The 23,726-nt window shown below is 68.7% G+C and carries 17 protein-coding genes; 13 read left to right on the top strand and 4 right to left on the bottom strand.

All coding sequences use genetic code 11. The annotated features are described in order from the left end of the window. Window positions 1-46: 46 nt before the first annotated feature. Entirely contained in the window at window positions 47-3,865 is a 3,819-nt protein-coding gene (gene hrpA, locus ASF54_RS12580) for an ATP-dependent RNA helicase HrpA (RefSeq protein ID WP_055963466.1), read from the bottom strand. A 96-nt stretch (window positions 3,866-3,961) separates the two neighbouring features. Between hrpA and ASF54_RS12575 the strand changes: the two genes are divergently transcribed. The 8 genes from ASF54_RS12575 to ASF54_RS12540 all read left to right on the top strand — a co-directional run bounded on the left by ASF54_RS12575 (window position 3,962) and on the right by ASF54_RS12540 (window position 12,976). Beyond that, the gene (locus ASF54_RS12575) at window positions 3,962-4,462 is read left to right on the top strand and encodes a hypothetical protein (protein ID WP_055963463.1); all 501 of its coding nucleotides are present in this window, start codon (window positions 3,962-3,964) and stop codon (window positions 4,460-4,462) included. Continuing rightward, window positions 4,459-4,944 (top strand): hypothetical protein, encoded by a 486-nt coding sequence (locus ASF54_RS12570; protein ID WP_157510172.1) that lies wholly within the window; start codon window positions 4,459-4,461, stop codon window positions 4,942-4,944. Before ASF54_RS12575 ends, ASF54_RS12570 begins: the two co-directional genes overlap by 4 nt. A gap of 44 nt (window positions 4,945-4,988) precedes the next feature. Then, a complete protein-coding gene (locus ASF54_RS12565) occupies window positions 4,989-5,648 on the top strand; it encodes a hypothetical protein (RefSeq protein ID WP_157510171.1) in 660 nt (219 codons plus the stop codon). 143 nt (window positions 5,649-5,791) lie between these two features. After that, window positions 5,792-7,363 carry a long-chain-fatty-acid--CoA ligase gene (locus ASF54_RS12560; RefSeq protein WP_055963454.1) on the top strand — a complete coding sequence of 524 codons (1,572 nt, stop codon included), beginning with the start codon at window positions 5,792-5,794 and terminating at the stop codon, window positions 7,361-7,363. Further along, window positions 7,360-8,895 carry an MmgE/PrpD family protein gene (locus ASF54_RS12555; RefSeq protein WP_055963451.1) on the top strand — a complete coding sequence of 512 codons (1,536 nt, stop codon included), beginning with the start codon at window positions 7,360-7,362 and terminating at the stop codon, window positions 8,893-8,895. Before ASF54_RS12560 ends, ASF54_RS12555 begins: the two co-directional genes overlap by 4 nt. Further along, the gene (prpB, locus tag ASF54_RS12550) at window positions 8,895-9,797 is read left to right on the top strand and encodes a methylisocitrate lyase (protein WP_055963448.1); all 903 of its coding nucleotides are present in this window, start codon (window positions 8,895-8,897) and stop codon (window positions 9,795-9,797) included. The genes ASF54_RS12555 and prpB overlap by 1 nt, the downstream gene beginning before the upstream one ends. Before the next feature lie 3 nt (window positions 9,798-9,800). Next, the gene (locus tag ASF54_RS12545; RefSeq protein ID WP_055963445.1) at window positions 9,801-10,949 is read left to right on the top strand and encodes a bifunctional 2-methylcitrate synthase/citrate synthase; all 1,149 of its coding nucleotides are present in this window, start codon (window positions 9,801-9,803) and stop codon (window positions 10,947-10,949) included. Window positions 10,950-11,080: 131 nt separating this feature from the next. Further along, window positions 11,081-12,976, top strand: a complete 1,896-nt coding sequence (locus tag ASF54_RS12540; protein ID WP_055963440.1) for a thioredoxin domain-containing protein — start codon at window positions 11,081-11,083, stop codon at window positions 12,974-12,976. A gap of 96 nt (window positions 12,977-13,072) precedes the next feature. On the opposite strand, the gene ASF54_RS12535 is transcribed toward ASF54_RS12540, so the two are convergent. Further along, on the bottom strand, window positions 13,073-14,773 hold the full coding sequence (locus tag ASF54_RS12535; protein WP_055963437.1) for a dolichyl-phosphate-mannose--protein mannosyltransferase: 1,701 nt from the start codon (window positions 14,771-14,773) through the stop codon (window positions 13,073-13,075). 39 nt (window positions 14,774-14,812) lie between these two features. On the opposite strand from ASF54_RS12535, the gene rsmI reads away from it, so the two are divergent. From rsmI to ASF54_RS12510, 5 genes are all read left to right on the top strand, one after another. Further along, window positions 14,813-15,628 carry a 16S rRNA (cytidine(1402)-2'-O)-methyltransferase gene (gene rsmI / locus ASF54_RS12530; protein ID WP_055963435.1) on the top strand — a complete coding sequence of 272 codons (816 nt, stop codon included), beginning with the start codon at window positions 14,813-14,815 and terminating at the stop codon, window positions 15,626-15,628. Between the two features lie 67 nt (window positions 15,629-15,695). Further along, window positions 15,696-17,273 carry a methionine--tRNA ligase gene (gene metG, locus ASF54_RS12525; protein ID WP_055964069.1) on the top strand — a complete coding sequence of 526 codons (1,578 nt, stop codon included), beginning with the start codon at window positions 15,696-15,698 and terminating at the stop codon, window positions 17,271-17,273. After that, complete coding sequence (locus ASF54_RS12520; protein ID WP_442855786.1) at window positions 17,270-18,250, top strand: TatD family hydrolase; 981 nt, start codon at window positions 17,270-17,272, stop codon at window positions 18,248-18,250. The genes metG and ASF54_RS12520 overlap by 4 nt, the downstream gene beginning before the upstream one ends. Window position 18,251: 1 nt before the next feature. Then, window positions 18,252-19,106 carry a 16S rRNA (adenine(1518)-N(6)/adenine(1519)-N(6))-dimethyltransferase RsmA gene (gene rsmA, locus ASF54_RS12515; RefSeq protein WP_055963432.1) on the top strand — a complete coding sequence of 285 codons (855 nt, stop codon included), beginning with the start codon at window positions 18,252-18,254 and terminating at the stop codon, window positions 19,104-19,106. 68 nt (window positions 19,107-19,174) lie between these two features. Further along, entirely contained in the window at window positions 19,175-19,729 is a 555-nt protein-coding gene (locus tag ASF54_RS12510) for a hypothetical protein (protein WP_157510170.1), read from the top strand. A 64-nt stretch (window positions 19,730-19,793) separates the two neighbouring features. Here the strand turns inward: ASF54_RS12510 and ASF54_RS12505 are convergent, their stop codons facing one another. Continuing rightward, window positions 19,794-22,148: a LamG-like jellyroll fold domain-containing protein gene (locus ASF54_RS12505; protein WP_055963426.1), complete on the bottom strand. Its 2,355-nt coding sequence runs from the start codon at window positions 22,146-22,148 to the stop codon at window positions 19,794-19,796. Window positions 22,149-22,331: 183 nt separating this feature from the next. Next, a complete protein-coding gene (locus ASF54_RS12500) occupies window positions 22,332-23,663 on the bottom strand; it encodes an LLM class flavin-dependent oxidoreductase (RefSeq protein ID WP_055963423.1) in 1,332 nt (443 codons plus the stop codon). Window positions 23,664-23,726: the final 63 nt, after the last annotated feature.

Below are 23,726 nucleotides of genomic sequence, written 5' to 3'. Positions count from 1 at the left end.
TCGGTCTCGCCGGGGCCGGATCTCCTTCGAATTCGGCAGCGCGGGGTCAGGCCGAAGCCGTCGCGAGCACCTTCTGGATCCGCTGCAACGACACCGACTCGGCCGGCCGAAGGTCTTGCGCGAAGAGCGACAGCCGGAACTCCTCGATCATCCAGCGCGCCCGCACGAGCGGCGCCGGAGCAGAGGCCGCGGGCGGGAACGCCCCACCCGCATCCACGTACCGCTGCTGCGCCTGCTGCACCTCGACCATCCAGGCGCGGTCGCGTGCGGGGTTCTCGAGCAGTTTCGTCACGCGGCGCTGGATGCCGACGAGGTAGACCGGCACCCGCTGCAGCTGCGCGATACCGGTGGCCGACACGAAGCCGGGGTAGAGCAGGCGCGACCGCTGCTCGCGCGCGTCGGTCAGCGCCGGCAGCAGGGCCATGTTCGTGGCCTGCTTCAGCGCCTTGTCGGCGTCGCGAGCGGCCGTCAGCGTGCGGGCGACGAGCGACACGGTCTGGAACATCTGATCCATCACGGCTCCCGACACCCGGTCGCGCACGGTCTCGAACTCCTTCTTCGTGAAGACGATGCCGTCGGGCTTCACCCGGTACAGTACGTCGTCGACGACCGCCGTGAGGCAGTCCGCGAAAAGCGCGGCGGTGTTCTGGTACGGGCTCGTCGCGAGGATGAGCTTCTCGGCGCTCGTCAGGTGCTGCTGCACGTAGGCAATAGGAGACGGGGTGCCGAGCATGAGCAGACGCCGGACTCCGCGCGGGGTGGCGAGAGCCTGGTCGGCCGCCGTCGCCATGAGCTGGATCGACACCGACGCGCCATCGTCGACGAGCGCCGGGTAGGCGCGGATCGTCGTGTCGCCGTGCTTGGTGTCGACGAAGGCGGGCAGGTCGTCGAAGTCCCACTTCGTGATGCCGTCGCGCTGGATCGTCACCCGAGAGGCGGGAGCGGTCTCGGTCGCCCGGGCCACACTGCGGCGCGTGTCGGCGGCGAGGGAGCGCTGCAGCGCGCCGAGCTCTTTGTCGATCCCGACGACTCGCCCCTTCTCGTCGACCACCGCGAACGTCATGCGCAGGTGAGCGGGCACGCGCGACACATCGAAGTCGGTCTCAGCTACGGGTGCGTAGGTGAGCCGCTTGATGACGCCCGCGACGGTGGCTGTGAACGGGACCGAAGGATCCTGCGGTTCGTCAGGCAATTCTGCGGTGATCTTCGCAGCCCAGTCGCCTGCAGGAACCACGCTCTTGCGCAGCTGCTTCGGCAGCGACTTGATGAGCGCGGTCACGAGCTCGTCGCGGAACGCCGGCACCTGCCAGTCGAAGCCGACCGGTTTGAGCGATGCCAGCAGGGGTAGCGGCACGAGCACGGTCACGCCGTCGTCGTGCGAGCCCGGCTCGAAGCGATAGCGGAGGGTCAGGGCCTGGTCGCCCTGCCGCCACGTGGTCGGGTAGGCCTTTTCGTCGACCTCGGGCTCGTCGTCGCCGAGGAGGTCGTCGGCGCGCATGGTCAGGAGGTCGGGGGTCTCGGCACGGGCCTTACGCCACCAGCCCTCGAACGAGCGGGTCGAGACGACATCGGCGGGGATGCGGCGGTGGTAGAACTCGAACGCGGCGTCGCCGTCGACCAGGATGTCGCGGCGGCGGGTGCGCTCCTCCAGCTCGGTCAGCTCGTCGATCAGGCGGTCGTTGGCGTCTTGGAAGTTCTGGTGCGACTCCCAGTCGCCCTCGACGAGGGCGTGCCGGATGAAGAGCTCACGGGCGTAGACGGGGTCGATGCGGCTGAACTGGACACGCTGGCGCGGGATGATCGGCACCCCGTAGAGCGTGACCCGCTCGAAGGCGACGACCGCGCCCTGCTTCTTCTCCCAGTGCGGTTCGGAGTGGCTCCGCTTGACCAGGTCGCCCGCGATCGGGGCGGCCCACGCGGGATCGATCGAGCCGGCCACGCGGGCGAACAGGCGTGAGGTCTCGACGAGCTCGGCGGCCATGATCGCGTTCGGCTGCTTCTTTGCGAGAGCCGATCCGGGGAAGATGACGAAGCGCGACTGGCGCGCACCGACGTAGTCCTTCTTCTGCAGGTCTTTCAGGCCGATCTGGCTGAGGAGCCCAGCCAGGAGCGACTTGTGCACGCCGTCGGGGTTGGCGCTCGGCTCGCCGACGTGGAGCCCGAGGTTCTTCGAAGCGCGCACGAGCTGCCGGTAGACGTCTTGCCACTCGCGGATGCGGAGGTAGTTGAGGTATTCGGCCTTGCACAGGCGGCGGAACGCACTTGAGCCGAGATCTTTCTGTTGCTCCTCGAGGTAGTTCCAAAGGTTGAGCAGGCTGAGAAAGTCACCCGACGGATCGGTGAACCGAGCGTGCTGCTGGTCGGCCTGGGCGCGGCGTTCGAGCGGACGCTCGCGCGGATCTTGGATGCTGAGCCCTGCGACGATGGCCATGACCTCGCGGGTGGTGCCGTGCTGCTTCGACTCGAGCACCATGCGCGCGAGACGGGGGTCGATCGGCAGGCGCGTGATCTGGTGGCCGAGCCGGGTGATCCGCGGCTCGTCGGTCGCACCCCGCGACTCGACGGCGCGCAGTTCGCGCAGCAGGTCGACGCCGTCTTTGATGCCGCGCGAGTCGGGCGGCTGCAAGAAGGGGAACTTCTCGATCGCGCCGAGGCCGAGCGAGATCATCTGGAGGATGACCGCAGCCAGGTTGGTGCGCAGGATCTCGGGCTCGGTGAACTCCGGTCGCTTCTCGAAATCCTGCTCGGAGTAAAGACGGATCGCGATGCCGTCGCTCGTGCGGCCGGAGCGGCCGGATCGCTGGTTGGCGCTCGCCTGCGAGATCGCCTCGATGGGCAGGCGCTGCACCTTTGCCCGGGTCGAGTACCGGCTGATGCGCGCGGTGCCGGCGTCGATGACGTAGCGGATGCCGGGCACGGTGAGGCTCGTCTCGGCGACGTTGGTGGCGAGGACGATGCGCCGACGTGTTCCCGGTGTGCGACTCGTCTCGAAGACGCGGTGCTGGTCGGCCGCGCTCAGCCGGCCGTAGAGGGGAAGCACCTCGGTGAAGGGCAGGTTGCGGCCGCGGATCGACTCCTCGGCGTCGCGGATCTCGTTCTCGCCCGAGAGGAAGACGAGCACGTCGCCGGAGCTCTCGCGGGCCAGCTCGTCGAGGCCGTCGTTGATGCCCTGAAGGTAGTCGCGGTCGTCGGCTCGGGCCGGTCGGTCGCCCCGGGCGTCGAGGTCATCGGGGTCGGTGCTGGATCCTTCGGTTTCGCCGTCAGCACTGACCTCATCGGCGACCAACGGGCGGTAGCGCACCTCGACCGGATAGGTGCGGCCCGAGACCTCGATGATGGGGGCGCCGTCGAAGTGCTTCGAGAACGACTCCGGGTCGATCGTCGCGCTCGTGATGATCAGCTTGAGATCGGGGCGGCGGGGCAGGAGCTGCTTGAGATAGCCGATCAGGAAGTCGATCGTGAGGCTGCGCTCGTGCGCCTCGTCGATGATGATCGTGTCGTATTTGGTGAGGTCACGGTCGAAGTGGATCTCGTTGAGAAGGATCCCGTCGGTCATCAGCTTGATGCGGGTCGCGTCGCTGACATGGTCGGTGAACCGGACCTGGTAGCCGACGAGGTCGCCCATCTCGCTGCCGAGCTCGTCGGCGATGCGCTCCGCGACCGTGCGGGCGGCGATACGGCGCGGCTGAGTGTGGCCGATCATCTCGCGACCGAGGTCGAGGCAGATCTTGGGCAGCTGCGTGGTCTTGCCCGAGCCTGTCGCACCCGCCACGATGACGACCTGATTGTCGCGAATGGCAGCCGCGATGTCGTCGCGTCGCTGCGAGATCGGCAGCTCCGGGGGGAAGGTGATGGCAGGAATCATGAGCCCTCCAGCTTACCGCGCGGGTCGGCGAGGAGTTATCCACAGGGTGGTGGCCGGGGCCAGCGGGGGAGTCGCCCGGGTTGCCATCCTCGTCGCATGACTTCTTCGTTCGACTTCAGCTCGGAGGGCGTTCAAGCCCTCATCGTCTTCACCGATCCCGTCTGCGTCTACTGTCTCGACCTCGTGCACGAGGGCCTCACCTCCGAGGCCGAGATAGCCGCTCGTGCCGCCGAGCGCATCGGCGTCACGGTCGAGCACGCCGCCGCGGTGCTCGACGGGCTGATCGGCGTCGGGTACATCGGGCGGGCCGGTCTCACCGAGATCGCCGATCTCGGGCTCGACGACTTCGCCGCGCATTTCGAGAAGGCGATGGATCAGCTGGAATGGCTGCGATCGAAGGGGGAGGGGCGCCAGGTCGACGACATCCTCGTGGCCTTGGACGCCGCCTGGAACACCCGCAGCGCCGATCCGGCGAAACGGCTCAGCGCGGCGCAGTTTCGCGCGTCGGCGGCGGGTCGTCGGCACGCCGCGAGGCTCGAGGCCCGGAGTCTCGGGCACGTCTCGGCGGTCGGAGTAGCCGAGGGGGCGCGCGCGTGATGATGTCGCCCGACCGACGGGCCCTGATCCTCCTGCTCAGCCCCGCCGTCTTGCACCTGCTCGACCTGCTCCTCACCGGCGTGACCAGCGAGAAAGACCTCACGCAGCGGACGGCCGGCCGGCTCGGCATCCCGACCTCGCACGCACGGGAGGTGCTCGAGAATCTCGTGCGCAACGACTTCGTCACGCGCGAACGCTCGGGCGGCTACCGAGGTCTCGACGAGGCTCGCTTCCGAGACGAACTCGCCGCCGCTCGTCGGCATCTGGTCGGGCTGCGCCTGGCGGGCGACCATGCCCAGGCCGACCTGCTGGAGCGCGCTCTCGACAGCGCATGGGATGCCCGGAGTGCCGACCCGGTGCGCAAGAAGAGCGCGAGGCGGTTCATCCGGTCGGAAGACGGCCGTCGTCTAGACGACCTGATGCAGAGTCAGATGCTGGGGGAGCCCTTCGCGCTCCTGCGGTTGCGGAAGAGGGCGGGGTAGGCCGGGGGTCGCCGATACGCGATATTCATGCCAGGCTGGCGCGCATGGAGGCAGTGGAGCTGAAAGCGGATCCGGTCGTGGCCCTCGTCGGCGGCGGGGCGGTGTTCCTGGCAGGCGTCGCTTCGTTGGGGGCAGGCCGAGTCTCAGGTGCCTTCCTTCTCGGGGCGCTGGCGTGGTCGGTGGGGCTTGCGGTGCTCGCCCTGGGGCTCCCCGGGAGGGCGGGTGCCTTGGGCTCGGGCAGGGCGGTGCGGCTGCTACTGGTGGGAGCGGCTTCGCTCTCGCTCGCGACAGGCATCGCATCGAGCTTCGGCAGCGTGCCCTCCGAGAGGTTCGAGTCGCCGGCCGTTCAGGTGTTTTCATGGGCCTTCCTGGTGGTCGAGCTTGCGGCCCTGGTTCTTCTCGTCGCTGGTGCAATCCTGGTTGGTCGCGCTCCCGACGCGTCTGCCCGCGCTCGCAACGGCCTGGTCGCGCTCACTCTCGTGGCGGTCGTCTCCTCCGTGCTTCCGTACCTCGTCCTCGCCGCTCTCGCCCCGAGAGACGTGCAGATCGCGGCCGACGGTCTGTTCTGGGTCTCGCGGCTCTTCGCGCTCCTGACCTGTGCCGTGGGCGTCTGGTTCGCCTGGCCGTGGCTTCAGCCTCGGGTCGACGCCGCTGTGTCTGCTGTGGCGCGGGCCCACCGTCGCTACGTCGACTCGACCCCCTGAGCAGTGCTGTCGATTGGAATGGAGCGACTGGCAGGAGGCGATCTGGGATTTCGAATGAGGCGCTCGCGACGATCAGGAGCGATCCGTATGCTGTGATCACCGCTCGAACCCGAGTCGTCAACGAAGACGAAATTGGAGCTCCAATGAGTAGTTCCCGCACCTCCCCCTCTCGTGCCACCGCGTCGGTCGCTTCCATCCTCAAAGAGTCGGCCGACCGTCACGCCGATGCGGTCGCCGTCGTCGTCGGTCCGACCGAGACGACCTACTCCGAGCTGTGGGCCGAGACCCGCGCCTACGCCGGCGCTCTCCGTGCCAAGGGCGTCACCGAGGGCAGCCGCGTCGCCATGCTCGTGCCGAACGTGACCGACTTCCCCCGCGTCTACTACGCGATTCTCTCGCTCGGGGCCGTGGCCGTTCCGATCCATGCTCTGCTCAAGCAGCACGAGATCGAATACGTCCTCCACGACAGCGGATCGGCCATGTTGGTCTGCGCCGCACCACTCCTCGGCGAAGGGGCGCCCGGCGCCGGTCTGGCCGGCGTCGACGTGGTCACCGTGCTGGCACCGCCCGATCTCGTCACCGGCTTCGATCGCCTCGAGGCGCTCGCCGAGGCGGCCGAACCCATCGACACCTACGTGCCCCGCGACCCGTTCGACACCGCGACGATCCTGTACACGAGCGGCACCACGGGGCAGCCCAAGGGCGCCGAGGGGTCGCACTTCAGCCTGCTCGAGCAGACCAACGCCTTGCTTCTCTCCACGTTCAAGATCGAGGCCGGCGATCGCCTTCTCGGTGCGCTTCCGCTGTTCCACACGTTCGGCCAGACCTGCACCATGAACGTCGCCTTCCGGGCGGGCGCCACCATGGTGATGGTGCCGAAGTTCGACGGCGACACGGCCCTCCGGGTGATGGTCGAGCAGCACTGCGACATCTTTATGGGCGTCCCCACGATGTACATGGCTCTGCTCGACGCGGCGACCCGCACCGAGTCGCGGCCGAGTCTCAAATACGCGATCTCCGGGGGTGCCGCGCTTCCCGTCGCGATCATCGACCGGTTCCGCGAAACCTTCGGGGCCGAGATCCACGAGGGCTACGGCCTCACCGAGACGTCGCCCGTCGCGACCTTCAACCACGTCGGCCGCACGCCGCGTCCCGGAACGATCGGCACGGCCATCTGGGGAGTCGACGTCGAGGTCGCCGACCCCAGCGTCTCCGACAGCATCGTGCTCATGCCGAACGGCTCGATCGGCGAGATCGTCGTGCGCGGCCACAACATCATGAACGGCTACCTCAACCGCCCTGACGACACCGAGAAGGCGATCGTCGACGGCTGGTTCCGCACGGGCGACCTCGCCACCAAAGACGACGACGGCTACTTCACCATCGTCGACCGAACGAAAGACATGATCATCCGCAACGGTTACAACGTGTATCCCCGGCAGGTAGAAGAAGTCCTCGCCAGCCACCCCGACGTGCGCATGGCCGCCGTGTTCGGTGTGCCCCACGAGACCCACGGTCAAGAGATCGAGGCGGCCGTCGTCCTAGCGCCCGAAAGCACGACGAGCCCGGACGACCTCATTGCCTTCGTCGCCGAAGAGATCGCGGCCTACAAGTACCCTCGCGTCGTGCACGTGCTCGACGCCCTGCCCCTCGGTCCGAGCGGCAAGGTGCTCAAGCGCGAGCTCGTCCAGCGATTCGCCCCGGCTCACGCGTGAGAGACGTCGAGGTCCGCGTCCACCGAAGCGACGAGGGGTTCCCGAAAGAGCAGGAGCTCGGGTGGCAGCTCGCCGAGCTGGCCGTCGACCCGGTGCCCGTCGCCGACGACGTCACCGAGATGATCATCAACCGCGTCATCGATAACGCGGCGGTGGCGACCGCGTCGCTCCGTCGCGCGTCGGTGGTTGCGGCGCGCGCCCAGGCCGAGGCACATCCGATCAGCCCCGCGACAGGCCCCAGGCGCCGGGGAGCGACCGTATTCGGCACCGACCCGACTCTCCGCTTCGCCCCGGAATGGGCCGCCTGGGCCAACGGCGTCGCCGTCCGCGAGCTCGACTTCCACGACACCTTCCTCAGCGCCGAATACTCCCACCCCGGCGACAACATCCCGCCGCTGCTGGCTGTCGCGCAGCACGCGGGCCGTTCAGGATCCGACGTGGTGCGTGGCATCGCGACCGCGTACGAGATCCAGGTCGACCTCGCTCGGGCGATCAGCCTGCACCGCCACACGATCGACCACGTCGCGCACCTCGGCCCGAGCGCTGCAGCGGGCCTCGGCACGCTCCTCGGCCTCGACGCCGAGACGATCTACCAGGCGATCGGCCAGGCCCTCCATACGACCACCGCGACGCGGCAGTCGCGCAAGGGCCTCATCTCTACCTGGAAGGCCTATGCGCCGGCCTTCGCCGGGAAGCAGGCGATCGAGGCGATCGACCGCGCGATGCGCGGCCAGACGAGCCCGTCACCGATCTACGAGGGCGAAGACGGCGTGATCGCGACCCTCCTCGACGGCGTCGAGGCGGGTTACTCGGTGCCGTTGCCGGCCGCGGGCGAGCAGAAGCGCGCCATCCTCGACACCTTCACGAAAGAGCACTCGGCCGAGTATCAGGCGCAGGCCTGGATCGACCTGGCCCGCCGACTCGGCCGCGAGCACCCGGAGCTCCGCGATCCCGCGCGCGTGGCGAGCATCGTGCTGCACACGAGCCACCACACCCACCGCGTCATCGGTTCCGGTGCGAACGACCCGCAGAAGTACGACCCCACCGCTAGCCGCGAGACCCTCGACCACTCCATCCCCTACATCGTCGCCGTGGCGCTGCAGGACGGCGAATGGCACCACGAGCGCTCCTACGCCCCGGAGCGGGCCGCCCGCGCCGACACGGTCGCTCTCTGGCGGTCCATCACGACGGTCGAAGACCCTGACTGGACTCGCCGCTACCACTCGCTCGACCCGGCCGAGCAGGCATTCGGCGGACGCATCGAGGTCACGTTCACCGACGGAGGCACTCTCGTGGACGAGATCGCGGTGGCCGATGCGCATCCCCTGGGAGCACGGCCGTTCCAGCGAGCGGACTACGTGACGAAGTTCCGGACCCTGGCCAGTGGGATCCTCGATTCGTCGTCGATCGACGCCTTCATCGACCTCGCCGAGCGTCTTCCTGAGCTGACCGCCGACGAGCTCGGCGGGCTGACCGTGATGCCCGATTCGGCGTACTTCGAGGGGCTCACCGTGCGCGAGGGGCTGCTGTAGTGCTGTACTCCTCGGTTTCGGCTGCCGACAAACGCGTCGCCCTGCGGCGGGCACTCGACGGCCCGGGTCTGGTGCGGCTGCCGGGTGCCTTCAACCCGCTGAGCGCACGGCTGATCGAACGCAAGGGCTTCGAGGGCGTCTACATCTCGGGTGCCGTGATCAGTGCCGACCTCGGCCTGCCCGACATCGGCCTGACGACCCTGACCGAGGTCGCCACCCGGGCCGGGCAGATCGCCCGCATGACCGACCTGCCGTCGATCGTCGACGCCGACACCGGCTTCGGCGAGCCGATGAACGTCGCGCGCACAGTCCAGACGCTCGAAGACGCCGGGCTGGCCGGCCTGCACATCGAAGATCAGGTGAATCCGAAGCGCTGCGGGCATCTCGACGGAAAAAGCGTCGTCGACGCCGAGACGGCGGTCAAGCGGATCCGCGCCGCGGTCGACGGTCGTCGCGACCCGAACTTCCTGGTGATGGCCCGAACCGATGTGCGCGCCGTCGACGGTCTCGCGGCGGCCGTGGATCGGGCGAAGGCCCTCGTCGACGCGGGCGCCGACGCGGTGTTCCCCGAAGCGCTCGAGGGGCTCCGCGAGTTCGAGGCGATGGCCGATGCTCTCGACGTGCCGATCCTCGCCAACATGACCGAGTTCGGCAAGGGCGAGCTGCACACGGCCGACGAGCTCGCGAGCGCCGGGGTGAAGATCGTGATCTACCCGGTCACGCTGCTGCGCCTGGCCATGGGCGAGGCCGAGCGCGGTCTCGACGAGATCGCCGCCGCCGGCACGCAGGCGGCGCTCCTGGACCGGATGCAGCACCGCCGAGACCTGTACGACCTGATCGACTACGAGGGCTACTCGCAGTTCGACGACTCGATCTACACGTTCGACCTTACGAAGGAGTGACCGATGACGACATCCGCAGCGACCGACACCGCACCTGAAATTCACAAGGGCCTGAACGGCGTCGTCGTCGACGAGACCCGCGTCTCCAAAGTCGACGCCGCCTCGAACTCCCTCCTCTATCGCGGGTATCCGGTACAGCAGCTCGCCGGCGCCGTGCCGTTCGAAGACGTCGTGTGGCTGCTCTGGCGCGGTGAGCTTCCGACCGCTTCCGAGAAGGAGGCGTTCCGCTCTGCCGAGCGCGGTGCCCGGGCGCTCGACCCGACCCTCCGCTCGCTGATCGATTCGCTGCCGAAGTCCACGCACCCGATGGATGTCTTGCGGACGGCCGTGAGCGCACTCGGCACCCTGGATCCTGAACCGGCGAAGCCGTCGCCCGACGAGACCTACGAACGTGCCCTTCGTGTCTTCGCGCAGATCCCGGCCTTGATCGCGTACGACCAGCGTCGACGACGAGGGCAGGATCCTTTGGACTCCCGCGACGACCTCGGGTATTCGGCGAACTTCCTCTGGCTCGTCTTCGGCGAAGAGCCCGACAAGCGCGACGTCGAGGCGTTCGACGTGTCGATGACCCTCTACGCGGAGCACTCGTTCAACGCGTCGACGTTCACGGCTCGCGTGATCGCCTCGACTCTCTCCGACCTGCACTCGGCCCTCGTCGGCGCGATCGGCGCGCTTCGGGGCCCGCTCCACGGCGGTGCGAACGAGGCGGCACTGGCTCTGCTCGAAGAGATCCACGACCCCGAACGGGTCGACGCCTGGCTCGATGCGGCCCTCGCCGAGAAGCGCACCCTGATGGGTTTCGGGCACCGCGTCTACAAGAACGGCGACAGTCGCGTGCCGACGATGGAGGTCGCTCTCGGGCGGCTCCTCGACGAGCGCCCCGGGCAGGAGAACGAGCGGCTGCGCGACCTCTACGACACCCTTCAGCAGGGCGTGCTCGACCGGAAGGGCCTCAAGCCGAATGTCGACTACCCGTCGGGCGTCGCCTACCACCTGCTCGGGTTCGACGCCGAGGTGTTCACGCCGCTGTTCGTCGCGGCGCGGGTCGCCGGCTGGACGGCACACGTCGTCGAGCAACGCGGCGCGAACGCGCTCATCCGGCCGCTGAGTGAGTATGTGGGGGAGGGGTATCGCGACGTTCCCTTGTCGTGAGGCAGGGCGCGGCGCCGGGTTTCGGGCAGGGCGCCGCCCATCGGCGGTGGTGAGGCCGAAAGGTGGTGTCGCAACCCCTCGGCCGAGGTAAGGCCAAAGCCGGTGCCAGGCCGGCGGCGTAGCGTGGCCCCGTGCCCAACGAGCTCCGCGACGCCATCAGCCCGTACCTCCGCAGCCACGCCGACAACCCCGTCGCGTGGCACACGTGGGGAGCCGCCCCGTTCGAGGAGGCCGCCCGCCGCGGGCTTCCCGTGATGGTGTCGATCGGCTATTCGACCTGCCACTGGTGCCACGTCATGGCCCGCGAGAGCTTCTCCGACCCCGAGTTGGCCGCGCACCTCAACGAGCGCTTCGTCGCCATCAAGGTCGACCGCGAGGAACACCCCGATGTCGACGCCAGCTATCTCGCGGCGGCGGGCGCCTTCACCGGCAACCTCGGCTGGCCGCTGACCGTCTTCGTCACGCCCGAGGGCCGCGCGTTCTTCGCGGGCACCTACTATCCACCGGTTCCGGTGCAGGGCACGCCGTCGTTCCGTCAGGTGCTCGATGCCGTCACCGAGGCCTGGACCGACCGCCGCGACGAGGTGGAGCAGAACGCCGGTGAGATCGCCGCCGCGCTCGCCGCAGCGTCGACGACCACAGGCGCAGGCACGGGCGACAACGCAGGATCCGACGTCACGGCAGACGAGATCCAGGCGATCGTCACTCGGCTCGCGTCGTTCGAAGACGACGAGTTCGGTGGCTTCGGTCGCGCCCCCAAGTTCCCGATCGCGCCGGTGCAGCGCCTGCTCGTCGACGTGGCGACGAGTTCGTCGCCGGCCGCACCGGCCGCGCGAGCGCTGGTCGGACGCACCCTCGACGCCATGGCCGCGTCGCCTCTCCGCGACTCGGTGGAGGGCGGCTTCTTCCGCTACTCCGTCCGGCGCGACTGGCACGAGCCGCACTACGAGCGCATGCTCTACGACAATGCCGTGCTGCTCGACGCCTACTCCCGCGTCGGATCGTTCGACGTGGCCGCGGGCATCGCCGAGTTCCTGCTGACGACGCTGCAGCGGCCTGGCGGTGGTTTCGGGTCGGCCCAAGACAGCGAGAGCGACCTCGGCGAGGGCGGCTACTACGCGCTTGACGCCGACGGGCGGGCCGCGGCGACACCGCCGAAGGTCGACGAGAAGGTACTGACGGGGTGGAACGGCCTCGCAATCGGCGCGCTGGCAGAGGCCGGGGTGCGGCAGGGGAGAGCCGACTGGATCGTGGCGGCACGAGCGGCGGCGGATCGGATCCTCGGGTCTTCGGTGTCGACCGACGGCGTCTTGCTGCGGGCGACGTCCGAGCGGGGTGCCTCCGACGCGGTCGCGACCCTCGAAGACTTCGGCATGCTCGCCGACGGGCTGTTGCGGCTCGCAACCGCGACCGGCGAGGTGTTGTATGCCACGGCTGCGCGCGACCTCGTCGAGCAGTGCCTCCCAGCATCCGGCGATGCCCGCGTGTTCGCGGCTCCCGGCGGCGGCGACCCGGTACTCGCCGCGCAGGGGCTCCAGCTCGCGAGCGACCCATCGGAGGGCGCCTACCCGTCGGGCCTGTCGGCCATGGCCTCGGCGGCCCTGACCCTGTCACAGCTCACGGCCGACGCCCGCTACCGGGAGGCCGCCGCGCGCGCCGTCCGCTCGGTGCACGACCTGGCGCTCGACAACCCGACCGCCTTCGGGGCGATCCTGTCGGTCGGTGTCGCGCTGTCGGATCCTGCGGTTCAGGTCGTCGTCGTGACCGACGGGAGCGAAGGATCCGACGGCCCGCTCGCCGACTCCGCCCGACGAGTGCGACGGCCCGGCGCCGTCGTGGCCGTCGTGCCAGAAGCTCAGGTGGCAGAGTGGTCGGCCGCCGGGTTCGAGCTGTTCGAGGGACGGGTGCTCGGCGCCGGTGCTGGAGCTGCCGCGACGGCCTACGTCTGCCGCGACTTCGTGTGTCGGCTGCCGGTCGGCTCGGTGCCCGAGTTCGAGGAGCAGCTCGCCGCCGTTGCCCGAATTTGAAGGAGAAACTCGCGCTGGAGGCCCCGGATCGGCATGTTTCCGGTCGCCGCGGCGTGTTTTTCCTTCAAATTTGCACGCGGACCAGGGGCCAGCGGGCTACTTCCAGCTCGGCACCCAGTAGTGCAGGTTGATGAAGGTCCACGGCGCTTGGGTCGCCGTCCACATCGGGTAGTAGAAGATCGTCAGCACGACTGCCACGATCACGATCACCCCCACGACGCGGATCCCGCTCAGGCGGCGGAGCGGATCGTCGGTGCGCTTGCCGAGGATGATGCCGAGAGCGGCCACCAGCCCCATCACGAGATAGGGCTCGAACGCGATCGTGTAGAACTGGAAGACCGTCCGGTTGAGGTACATCATCCAGGGCAGGTAGCCGGCGGCGACGCCGATCAAGATGGCCCCCGACTGCCACTCGCGGTAGCGCGCCAGCCGGTAGCAGAGGTAGAGGCAGGCGAGCACGGCGGCGTACCAGATCAGCGGGTTCGCGATGCCGCTGATGGCCTGGCCGCAGCGGTCGACCGTGCAGCCGTTCTGACCCTCTGACAGGCCAAGGTAGAACATGCTCGTCGGTCTCTGCATCAGCAGCCAGAGCAGCGGGTTCGCCTGGTAGGGGTGCGCCGTCGACAGCCCGACGTTGAACGCGTAGATGCTCGCCTGGTAGTGCCAGAAGTTCTGCGCGACGTCGGGCACCCAGGCGAGCAGGCCCTTCCAGGGCGTGGCCCCGTTGCCGTCTTCGAGCCAGGTGCGGTTCCAGCCGCCCCGGGTGACGAACCAGCCCGTCCAGGTGGCGATGTAGGTGACTGCCGCCGCGGGCACCATCAGCAGGAACGTCGCCGGACCCTGCGTGATGAGCGTTCCCGTGCCCCACAGCTCGACTCCGACACGACGCCTCGCCATCATGTCGACGGCCACCGTGTAGAGCGCGAAGATGGCGAGAAAGTAGATGCCGTTCCACTTCACGCCCGAGGCGGCACCGAGCATAATTCCGGCCGCGATCAGCCACGGCCTGTTCCACAGCGTCGGCCCCCAGGCAAGGTCGCGCCCGCGCGCATTCCTCCGTCGAACCCAAGTATCCAGACGTCGTTTGCTGTGCGCGCGATCGAGCAGAACCGCCCCGAATGCGAGCAACGCGAAGAGCATCACGAAGTTGTCGAGCAGCGACACCCGCGACATCACGATCGCCTGACCGTCGATGGCGAAGAAGAACCCCGCCAGCACTCCGAGCACGTCGGACTTGAGCAGGTACCGCGTGATCAGCGTGACAAGAAGGACAGCAAGGATCCCGGCCACCGCCGTGCTCAACCGCCACCCGGCCGGATTCGCCGGCCCCATCACGGCCATGCCGAGCGAGATCAGCCACTTGCCGAGGGGCGGGTGGGCGATGAATTCGGCGGAACTCGTGAAGAGATCTGTCTGACCGGCCGCGAACTTCGCGTCGACGTCGCCCGGCCAGGTGCCCTCGTAGCCGAGGTTGTGCAGAGTCCAGGCGTCTTTGACGTAATAGGTCTCGTCGAACACCAGGGTGTTCGGGTGGCCGAGGTGCCAGAGGCGCAGCAGCGCGGCGATCAGGGTGACGAGTGCCGGGCCGCCCCAGCGCCAGGCGCGCTGGCGGGCGGGGGTAGAGAGTACGCGACCCCACCAGGCGTCGATCGGCGTGAGCCCCCAGCGATGCGCGACCGGCTTCCGCGGTCGCTCGACCCGGTCGGGCTCGTCACCGTGGGAGGATTCGCCGCCGGGGCCTTCGACGGGCGCGCTTCCGACCAGCTGGTCGAAGTCGCCGCTCGGCCGAAATGTCATTCGGCCATCGTAGATGGCCCGACGAAGGAGAATGGGCGGGTGATCGTTCTCGCGGCAACTCCTATCGGCAACCTCGGCGACGCCTCCCGGCGCCTGATCGAGGCCCTCTCGAACACCGAGGTGATCGCGGCGGAAGACACCCGCACGGCCATCCACCTGATGCGCGCCCTCGGCGTCGAGAACCGTCCGCGGCTCATCGCGCTGCACGAGCACAACGAGCGCGAGAAAGCCTCCGAGGTCGTAGAGCTGGCGCGGAATGCCGACGTGCTCGTCTTGACCGATGCCGGGATGCCGGCCATCTCGGATCCTGGGTTCCCGCTCGTCGAAGCGGCCGCCGCCGCGGGAGTGACCGTCACCTCTCTTCCCGGCCCGTCGGCCGTGCTGACGGCGCTCGCCGTCTCAGGGCTGCCGACCGACCGCTTCACCTTCGAGGGGTTTCTGCCGCGCAAGCAGGGCGATCGTCTGCGGGTGCTCGGCGAACTTGAGGGCGAGCGCCGCACGATGGTCTTCTTCGAGTCTCCGCACCGCCTGGCCGACTCGCTCGTCGACGTGGCGTCAGCGCTCGGCGAGTCGCGGCGCGTGGTCGTCTGCCGCGAGCTGACGAAGCTGCACGAAGAGGTCAAGCGGGGCACCGCGGCCGAGCTCGTCGCCTGGGCTGCCGAGGGGGTTCGGGGTGAGATCTGCATCGTGATCGAAGGATCCGCGGCCCGTCACGTCGACCTCTCGGCCGGCGTCGCTCTCGTGCTCGCGGCCGTTGCTGCCGGTGACCGCCTGAAGGAGGCCGCCGCCGAGGTGTCGGCCGCGACGGGTCTCTCGAAGCGCGACCTGTACCAGGGGGCGCTCGCCGCTCGTTAGGTGTGAACACCCGCCAACCCCTCCCACACGCCGAAACGCACCGCCGCGCGGCTTTAGGATGGACGACATGCCCGCCGGCGACGCCTTCTTCATCACCACGCCCATCTTCTACGTCAACGACGTGCCCCACATCGGGCACGCCTACACCGAGGTCGCGACCGACGTGCTCGCTCGGTGGCACCGCCAGCGCGGTGACGACGCCTGGCTGCTCACCGGCACCGACGAGCACGGCCAGAAGATTCTGCGCACGGCGACGAGCCACGACGTCTCGCCCAAAGAGTGGGCCGACAAGCTCGTAGAAGAGGCCTGGATCCCGCTCCTCGAGACGGTCAACATCGCCAACGACGACTTCATCCGAACCACCGACCAGCGGCACGAGACCGGTGTGCAGACCTTCCTGCAGAAGCTCTACGACGACGGCTTCATCTACCAGGGCGAGTTCGAGGGCTTCTACTGCGTCGGCTGCGAGGAGTACAAGCAGGCGTCCGACCTGGTCGACGGCACCGGTCCGTTCGAGGGCCAGCAGGTCTGCGCCATCCACTCGAAGCCCGTCGAGCTGCTGAAGGAGAGCAACTACTTCTTCCGCATGAGCGACTTCGAGAAGCCGCTGCTCGATCTGTACGAGTCGCAGGCCGACTTCATTCAGCCCGAGAGCGTCCGCAACGAGATCGTCCAGTTCGTCAAGCAGGGTCTGCGCGACCTCTCGATCTCGCGGGCCTCGTTCGACTGGGGCATCAAGGTGCCGTGGGACGACAAGCACGTCGTCTACGTCTGGTTCGACGCCCTACTCAACTACGTCACCGCCGTCGGCTACGGCGTGCCCGATCAGCAGGCCGAGTTCGACCGCCGCTGGCCCGCCACGCACATCGTCGGCAAAGACATCGCGCGTTTCCACGCCGTCATCTGGCCCGCCATGCTGATGGCCGCTGGTCTGCCCGTGCCGAAGCATGTCTTCGGCCACGGCTGGCTGCTCGTCGGTGGCGAGAAGATGTCGAAGTCGAAGCTGACGGGTATCGCGCCGCAACAGATCACGGAGACCTTCGGCGTCGACGCGTTCCGCTACTACTTCATGCGCGCCATCACGTTCGGCAACGACGGCAACTTCTCGTGGGAAGACATCTCGGCGCGCTACCAGGCCGAGCTCGCCAACGGATTCGGCAACCTCGCGTCTCGCATCATCGCCATGATCACCCGCTACTTCGACGGCACCGTGCCCGTCGCCGGCGACCTCGACGCGGCCGACCTCGCCATCCGCGAGACCGAGGTGCGCGTGACCGCCGCCGCGGACGCGGCGATCGAGCGGTTCGCGATCCACGAGGCCCTCGGTTCCATCTGGGAGCTCGTCGATGCCCTCAACGGCTACATCACCGAGCAAGAGCCCTGGGCTCTCGCGAAAGACGAAGCCAAGCGCGATCGTCTCGCGACGGTGCTGAACACGGCGCTTCGGGGTCTCGGCACGCTGACCGTGCTGCTCAGCCCCTTCATCCCGGATGCCACGCGCAAGCTGTGGGCGTCGATCGGCCAGGGTGAGCTGACGAGCCAGAACGTCGACCGCGCTCCCGAGTGGTCGTCGGCACCGAACGTTCAGCCGCTTCCGTCGACGCTGTTCCCGCGCATCGAGCAGCCGGAGCCGGCCACAGCGTGACTGACGCAGAATCCGGCGACGGAGCGACGATGCCCCCGTCTCACGACCAAAACGCCGGCGCGACCCACATCCGCAAGCGCAGCGACGAATCGGGCGGCCAGAAGCGCGATCTGAGCTACCCGCCACTGCCGCAGCCCCTCACGGTTCCGGTCTACGACAACCACACCCACCTCGAGATTGAAGACGGCGAAGAGGGCCTCGACTACCGCGAGCACCTCGACCGGGCGTCGAGCGTCGGCATCCGCGGTGTGGTGCAGGTCGGCAACGACGTGGCCACATCGCGCTGGTCGGCCGAGATCGCGAGCCGTGAACCGCGCGTGCTGGCGGCGGTCGCTCTGCACCCCAACGAGGCGCCGAAGCTCGCCGCCGCCGGAGAACTCCACGAGGCGCTGGCCGTGATCGACGAGCTTGCCGCCAGGCCCCGCGTGCGTGCCGTCGGCGAGACCGGCCTCGACTGGTTCCGGCTTCCCGACGACGAGACTCGCGACGCCGCCCGCGCCGCGCAGCTCGAGTCGTTCGAGGCGCACATCGAGATCGCCAAGAAGCACAATCTCGCCCTGCAGATCCACGACCGCGATGCCCACGACGACGTCGTCGCAACGCTCAAGCGCGTCGGCGCCCCCGAGCGCACGGTCTTCCACTGCTTCTCGGGCGGCCCCGAGTTGGCCACCGTCTGCGCCGAGAACGGCTGGTACATGTCGTTCGCCGGCACCGTCACGTTCAAGAACGCGCAGGCCCTCCGCGACGCTCTCATCCAGGCCCCGCGCAGTCTGATCATGGTCGAGACCGACGCGCCCTTCCTCACGCCGAGCCCGTTCCGCGGCCGACCGAACTCGCCGTACCTGATCCCGCACACCCTGCGTTCGATGGCCGAGACCCTCGGCACCGACGTCGGCATGCTCGCCGCGCAGATCACGTCGACGACCGAGCTGGTCTACGGCACGTGGGAGTCCGACCCCATCCGGATCGAGGCCTGACGTGGCATCCAGCACGCTTCTCGGGCCCGCCGAGATCCGCGACCTCGCCGACCTCCTCGGTATCCAGCCGACGAAGAAGCTCGGCCAGAACTTCGTCCACGACGGCAACACCGTGCGGCGGATCGTGGGGGCTGCCAAGGTCGCACGCGAGACTCGTGTGGTCGAGATCGGGCCGGGTCTCGGATCCTTGACTCTCGGTCTGCTCGAAGCCGGCGCCTCGGTCACCGCGGTCGAGATCGATAAGCGGCTGGCCGAACAGCTGCCCGAGACCGTGCGTCTGCTGCAGCCCGACGCCGACCTGACCGTGGTCGTGGCCGACGCGATGAAGGTCACCGAGCTGCCGTCCGAGCCGACGCACCTCGTCGCCAACCTGCCCTACAACATCTCCGTTCCGGTGCTCTTGCACTTCCTCGAGCACTTCCCGTCGCTGACGCGAGGGCTCGTCATGGTCCAGGCCGAGGTGGGGCTCCGTCTCGCGGCCTCGCCCGGGTCGAAGGTCTACGGCTCGCCGAGCATCAAGGCGGCCTGGTACGGCATCTGGTCGACGGCGGGTCAGGTCAGCCGCCAGGTCTTCTGGCCGGTGCCGAACGTCGACAGCATTCTGGTCGCCTACGACCAGCGCGAACCGAAGGGCACCGAGGCGGAGCGTGCCGCCACGTTCGAGCTCGTCGACGCTGCGTTCCAGCAGCGTCGCAAGATGCTCCGGCAGTCGCTGTCGGTCGTGTTCGGGTCGTCGGCGGAGGCATCCGACGCGATCGAGCGCGCGGGCCTGGCGGCGACGGGTCGCGGCGAAGAGCTCACGGTCGACGACTTCCTGGCCATCGCCCGAGTGCGGTTGGCCGACCGGGCCGAGTAGTCGTGTCTCCGAAGCGGAGGCGACAGCCCGAGGGTGTGGGGAGCGCACCGAGCGGGTCGAGTGCAGCCATGAGCCCGGCGACGCGACGAGCGGCGGCCGGCCCCACGGATGCCAAGCTCGCCGCGCGGTCAGGACGAGGCGTGGCCGAGTGGTTCGAGATCCTCGACGCCGAAGACGCCACGCGTCTCTCGCACGCGCAGATCGTCGACCTGCTCGTCGAGGTGTACGAGGCGCCTGACTGGGGTGCCGAGTCAGTGGCCGTCCGGTATCAGCAGGCGCACGGCATCGCGCTACCGGGTCAGCAGCCCGACGGGACCTTCGCGGTGGCGGCGAGCCGCAGCATCCGGGGTGCCCAGACCGACCTCCTCGACGGCGCGATCGCCGAGGCCGCGACGATCGGCGGTGCCGCGCCAGCTGAGGTGCATCGCCAACCCGAGCGCTGCGTCGCCGTGTGGCTGCTCGAGAGCGGCGACCGGCTCGAGGCTCGCGTGGGTACGTCTCGCGAGGGGCGGTGCGCGGTCACGATCGAAGAATCAAGGATCCGGCTGCCCGAACGCGTGCCCGAGCTTCGTCGTCGCCTCGAGCATGCCATCGAGCGCGTCGCCGCTCGGCCTCCCGCCTGAGAGGCGAACCGACGCGAATCGGCCATACCGACGCGGCGAACCGGGTCGATATGGCCGATCCTTGTTACTTCGAGGCCGGTGCCTTCTTCGACGCCGTGAAGTGCGCCGCGATGCGGCTGCTCGACAGCGCGCGCGGGTAGAGCGACACGTCGTCGACGGTGCCGGTGAGGTACGGCTTCGCGATCGTCGATCGATCGCCGGCAACTCGCCAGTAGCCCCAGCGCGACGGAAGCGAGATGGCCGCCGTCCTCGAGGCGACGACCTTGCCGTCGACGAACAGCTGTGCCGACTTCGTCGTGGCAGTCAGCGCCAACTGGTGCCACTTGCCGTCGGCGATGCTTCTCTTGCCGAGCAGGTCGCCGGTGGTCGACGATCGAAGGTCGAAGCCCGGAAGGCCCTTCGAGCTCACGTAGAGCATCCGGTCGGTCGCTCCCGAGGTCCGGCCGATCGAGTCTCCGAAGACGACCACGGTGCCGCCCTTGCCCTTGGGTACCTTGACCCACGCTTCGATGGTCTGCGCTCCCGCTGTCGTGGTCGACGGCTCCGCGGTGCCGGCGTACGTCGACGTCGCACCGGTGAACTGGGTCGCGGTGGTGCGGTCGGCACTGGAGCCCGCGGCCCGGGGGACGGGCTTTCCGAAGACGGTCAGCGGAGCGAGTCCCGTCTCGTCGCGGACGGTGCTTCCACTCGCCTGCCCGAACCGCCAGAACGACGTGGGTTTGTCGGCGAGGACCGACGCGGCGTACGCCGGTGGCGCAGAGGAGGCAATGGTCACCGAGACGCGGTCGCCGAGGGCGGCGTTGCCGTACGGGTCGATGGCCCGGATTCGGTACGAATAGGTGGCACCGGGGGTGAGTCCCGTGTCGGTGAACGACAACCGCGGTCGGTACCAGACGCTCGAGTCCGCTTTGACCTGGTAAAGGGGAGCGTCATTGAGGCTGTCGCGGTAGAGCTGGTAGGTCAGCGTCGAGTTGTCGGGGTCGGCGTTCGACTTCCAGCTCACCGTGGCCATTCCCGGAACCGTCGACGTGACGGTGGGCAAGAACCCGGCGCCGTTCGACACGGGGCCGGTCGACTGAGCTGCGGTGGCCGGTGCGGCGAACCGCGCGAGACCCTGCTGGGGGCGTCCGTTGACGGCCGTGAACTCTCCGCCGTACAGCACGTACTTCGACGTCGCGGCCACGCTCCAGGCCGCCTGCTGCTTGCCGGTGAAGGTCCCAGGGGTGAGCTCGGGGTACCAGTTGAGCAGGCTCGGCGAAGGGCGGCCGGTGAAAGCGGCGTTCGGCCCGGATCCTCGGTCATTGAGCTTCTGGGTCGCTGCGAGCGTGAACGCGAGAGCGCGGCGGTGGGTCACCGGCTTGGTCTCGCGGAATCCGCCCACGGAGTCGCAGTTGTGCGCGTGTCCGGCGGTGTACACGACCGAGCCCGAGACGGCTGCGGAGTACACGTCTCCCCGGCAGGTCTCGAGCCATCGGACGGCCCCGGTCGACCAGTCGGCTCGGAACGCCCCCTCGAAGTTTCCACTGGTGCCGAAGCGGAACGCGGTGCCGATGACACCGGTCGACGTGGCCGTCAGGCTCGTGATGGCCGAGTTCGCCCCGGCGTTGCGCACGACGCGGTCGACCGCCCAGCGCGTGGTCTTACCGGTGGTGCGGACGAGCGAGGCGAGGCCATAGCCGTAGATCGACGAGCCGTTCACCGACGTGAAGGCTCCGCCGAGCACGACCCGTGTTCCGCGCGGCGCGATTGCGATCGACGTCACGTCGCCACCCTTGAGCGTGGGGGCCCACGAGGTGAGAGCGCCCGTGCTCGACGATACGGCGGCGACCTTCACTCGAGACCGGCCGTCCATCGTCGTGAAGGCTCCGCCGGCATAGACCGTCGACCCGTAGACGCCGATGGCACTGACCTGCTTGTTCGCGGAAGCGCGGAATGACGACACGACGTTGCCCGAAGCGGGGGAGATCGCGGCGATCCGGTTCCTCGTCGTGCCGTTGACCGTCGTGAAGTCACCGCCGATGTAGAGACGCTTCTTGTCGGCGGACGGCACGATCGTCTTGACCTGGCCGTTCAGCACGGGCGCGAACTTCGCGATCAGAGCGCCCGTCCGGATGTCATACGCCAGGATCGACGAGCGCTTGACCGTCGACCGGCCGGGCAGAGCGCCGTCGGGTCGCGCGGTCGAGAACTTGCCGCCGACGAAGACGGTGTTGCCGACGACGGTCTGGGTCCAGACGACGCCGTTGATCTGAGGCGTCGGAAGAGACACCGCCGAGACGGTGGCCGGAGTCTTCGGGTTGGTCGGGGCGGTGGGTGCGGAGTCCGCGAGCGCGGCATCGGCGGCGACCAGGCTTCCCGCGACGAGCGCGAGAACGGTTGCCGATGCGGCGGCGAGTCTCCTGTTTCGGGACAGGAACAAAGGGGTGCTTTCAGTGCGTGGTACTGGATCAGCGTCTTGGCACCAGTTCGCCTGGGGGAGGGCGAACCGGTCGGGTAGCGGTTGACGCGGAGGTGGCTCGGGTAGCCGTGTCGGGCCGTAGCAACGACACTCCCGAGATTACTTCGAATTGTCGAGAAACGCGATGGTCAGTTTCGGGGCCGGTCAGAAATCGGTGAGGTTGCCGCGCAGACCGGAGGTACCGAACGAGGAGCGCAGGATCCTGCGCTTCCGCAGCTCGGGCACGAGCCGGTCGAGCACGCGGTGCACCGTGACCGGGTGCAGGTCGCCGTTGAAGATGAAGCCGTCGTTGTCGGCGTCGTCGCCGAGCCGTTCGATGAAGTCGGCGACCTGCGGGGCCGTGCCGACGAACCCGGATCCGTCGCTGATCCGGCCCTTGCGGTATTTCGCCACGAAGAGCTCGCGCAAGGGAGTGGCCGGGTCGGCGCCGCCCACGAGTCCGCCGATGCTGCCCGTCGACACGTGCTGACCGAAGACGGCCGGGTCGAGCGGCCTGTCGAGGTCGAGCCCGGTGAGGTCGGTCTCGGTGATGATCGACTGCCGTTCGATGACCTCGTGCAGATCGGCGTCGCTCGGGTGGGCCGAGGCGGCCACGATCCGGTCGACCTCCTCCTCGCTCGCGACGATCTCGGGGGTCAGAACGAAAAGGATCCGAATGTCGGTCGCCTTCCGCCCCTCGGCCTCGGCCGCTCGGTGGATCTTCTGCCGGTATGCCCGGACGGTCTCGACGTCGAGCTTCGCGAGTGCGAGCTGCACGTCGCTGTTGCGCCCGGCGAACTCCAGGCCGCGGCCCGAGCCGCCCGGGGAGACGATGACCGGGTCGCCGTCTCCGCCGCCGGCCGCCGGGTCAAACGGGGGAGCGTTGAGCGGGCCGTCGAGCGAGAAGTACTCGCCGCGGTGCTCGAACGCGTCGAGCTTCGAGCCGTCGGCGTAGCGCCAGGTGTCGGTGTCTTCGACGATCGCCCCGTCAGCCCAGCTGTGCCAGAGCTGGCGGACCACGTGCATCCACTCCTCGGCGCGGTCGTAGGACTGATCGTGCGCCAGCTCGGGGATTCCGAAGTGGCGGCTGCCCTTGACGTCGGTCACCACGTTGAGGCCGACGCGGTAGTCGCTGAGGTGCTGCAGAGTCGCGAACTGGCGCGCGGCGAGGTAGGGCGGGAAGACGCCGGCGTTGATCGTCGGGGCGACGCCGAGGTGCTCGGTCGCGGCGAAGAGGTACGGCGTGAGCTGGAGCGGGTCGAGCTTTGGAGCGCCGAGCGCGCCGCGCACGCGCAGGTCGAGCTGCTCGCGGGGGCCGGGGGAGAGGCTGTCTTCGATGATCAGCAGGTCGAGGCCGGCGCGCTCCAGTTCGCGCGCCGACTGCTGGTAGAGGTCGGGGCGATCCCAGCGGAGGTTCCAGTGCCAGTCGGGCCGGAGCCACCCCTGCGGGCCGAAGCCTCGGCCGAAGAACCATCCGAAGTGCTGCATCCGTGCCATTGCTCCAGTGTGCCTGTGTCGCTGCTGCCGTGCGACGCAGATCGGCCAATGTGACGTGCCGCG

The organism is Frondihabitans sp. Leaf304 (genome assembly GCF_001423105.1).
Classification (GTDB): domain Bacteria; phylum Actinomycetota; class Actinomycetes; order Actinomycetales; family Microbacteriaceae; genus Frondihabitans.
This window is presented reverse-complemented; position numbering and strand designations above follow the sequence as displayed.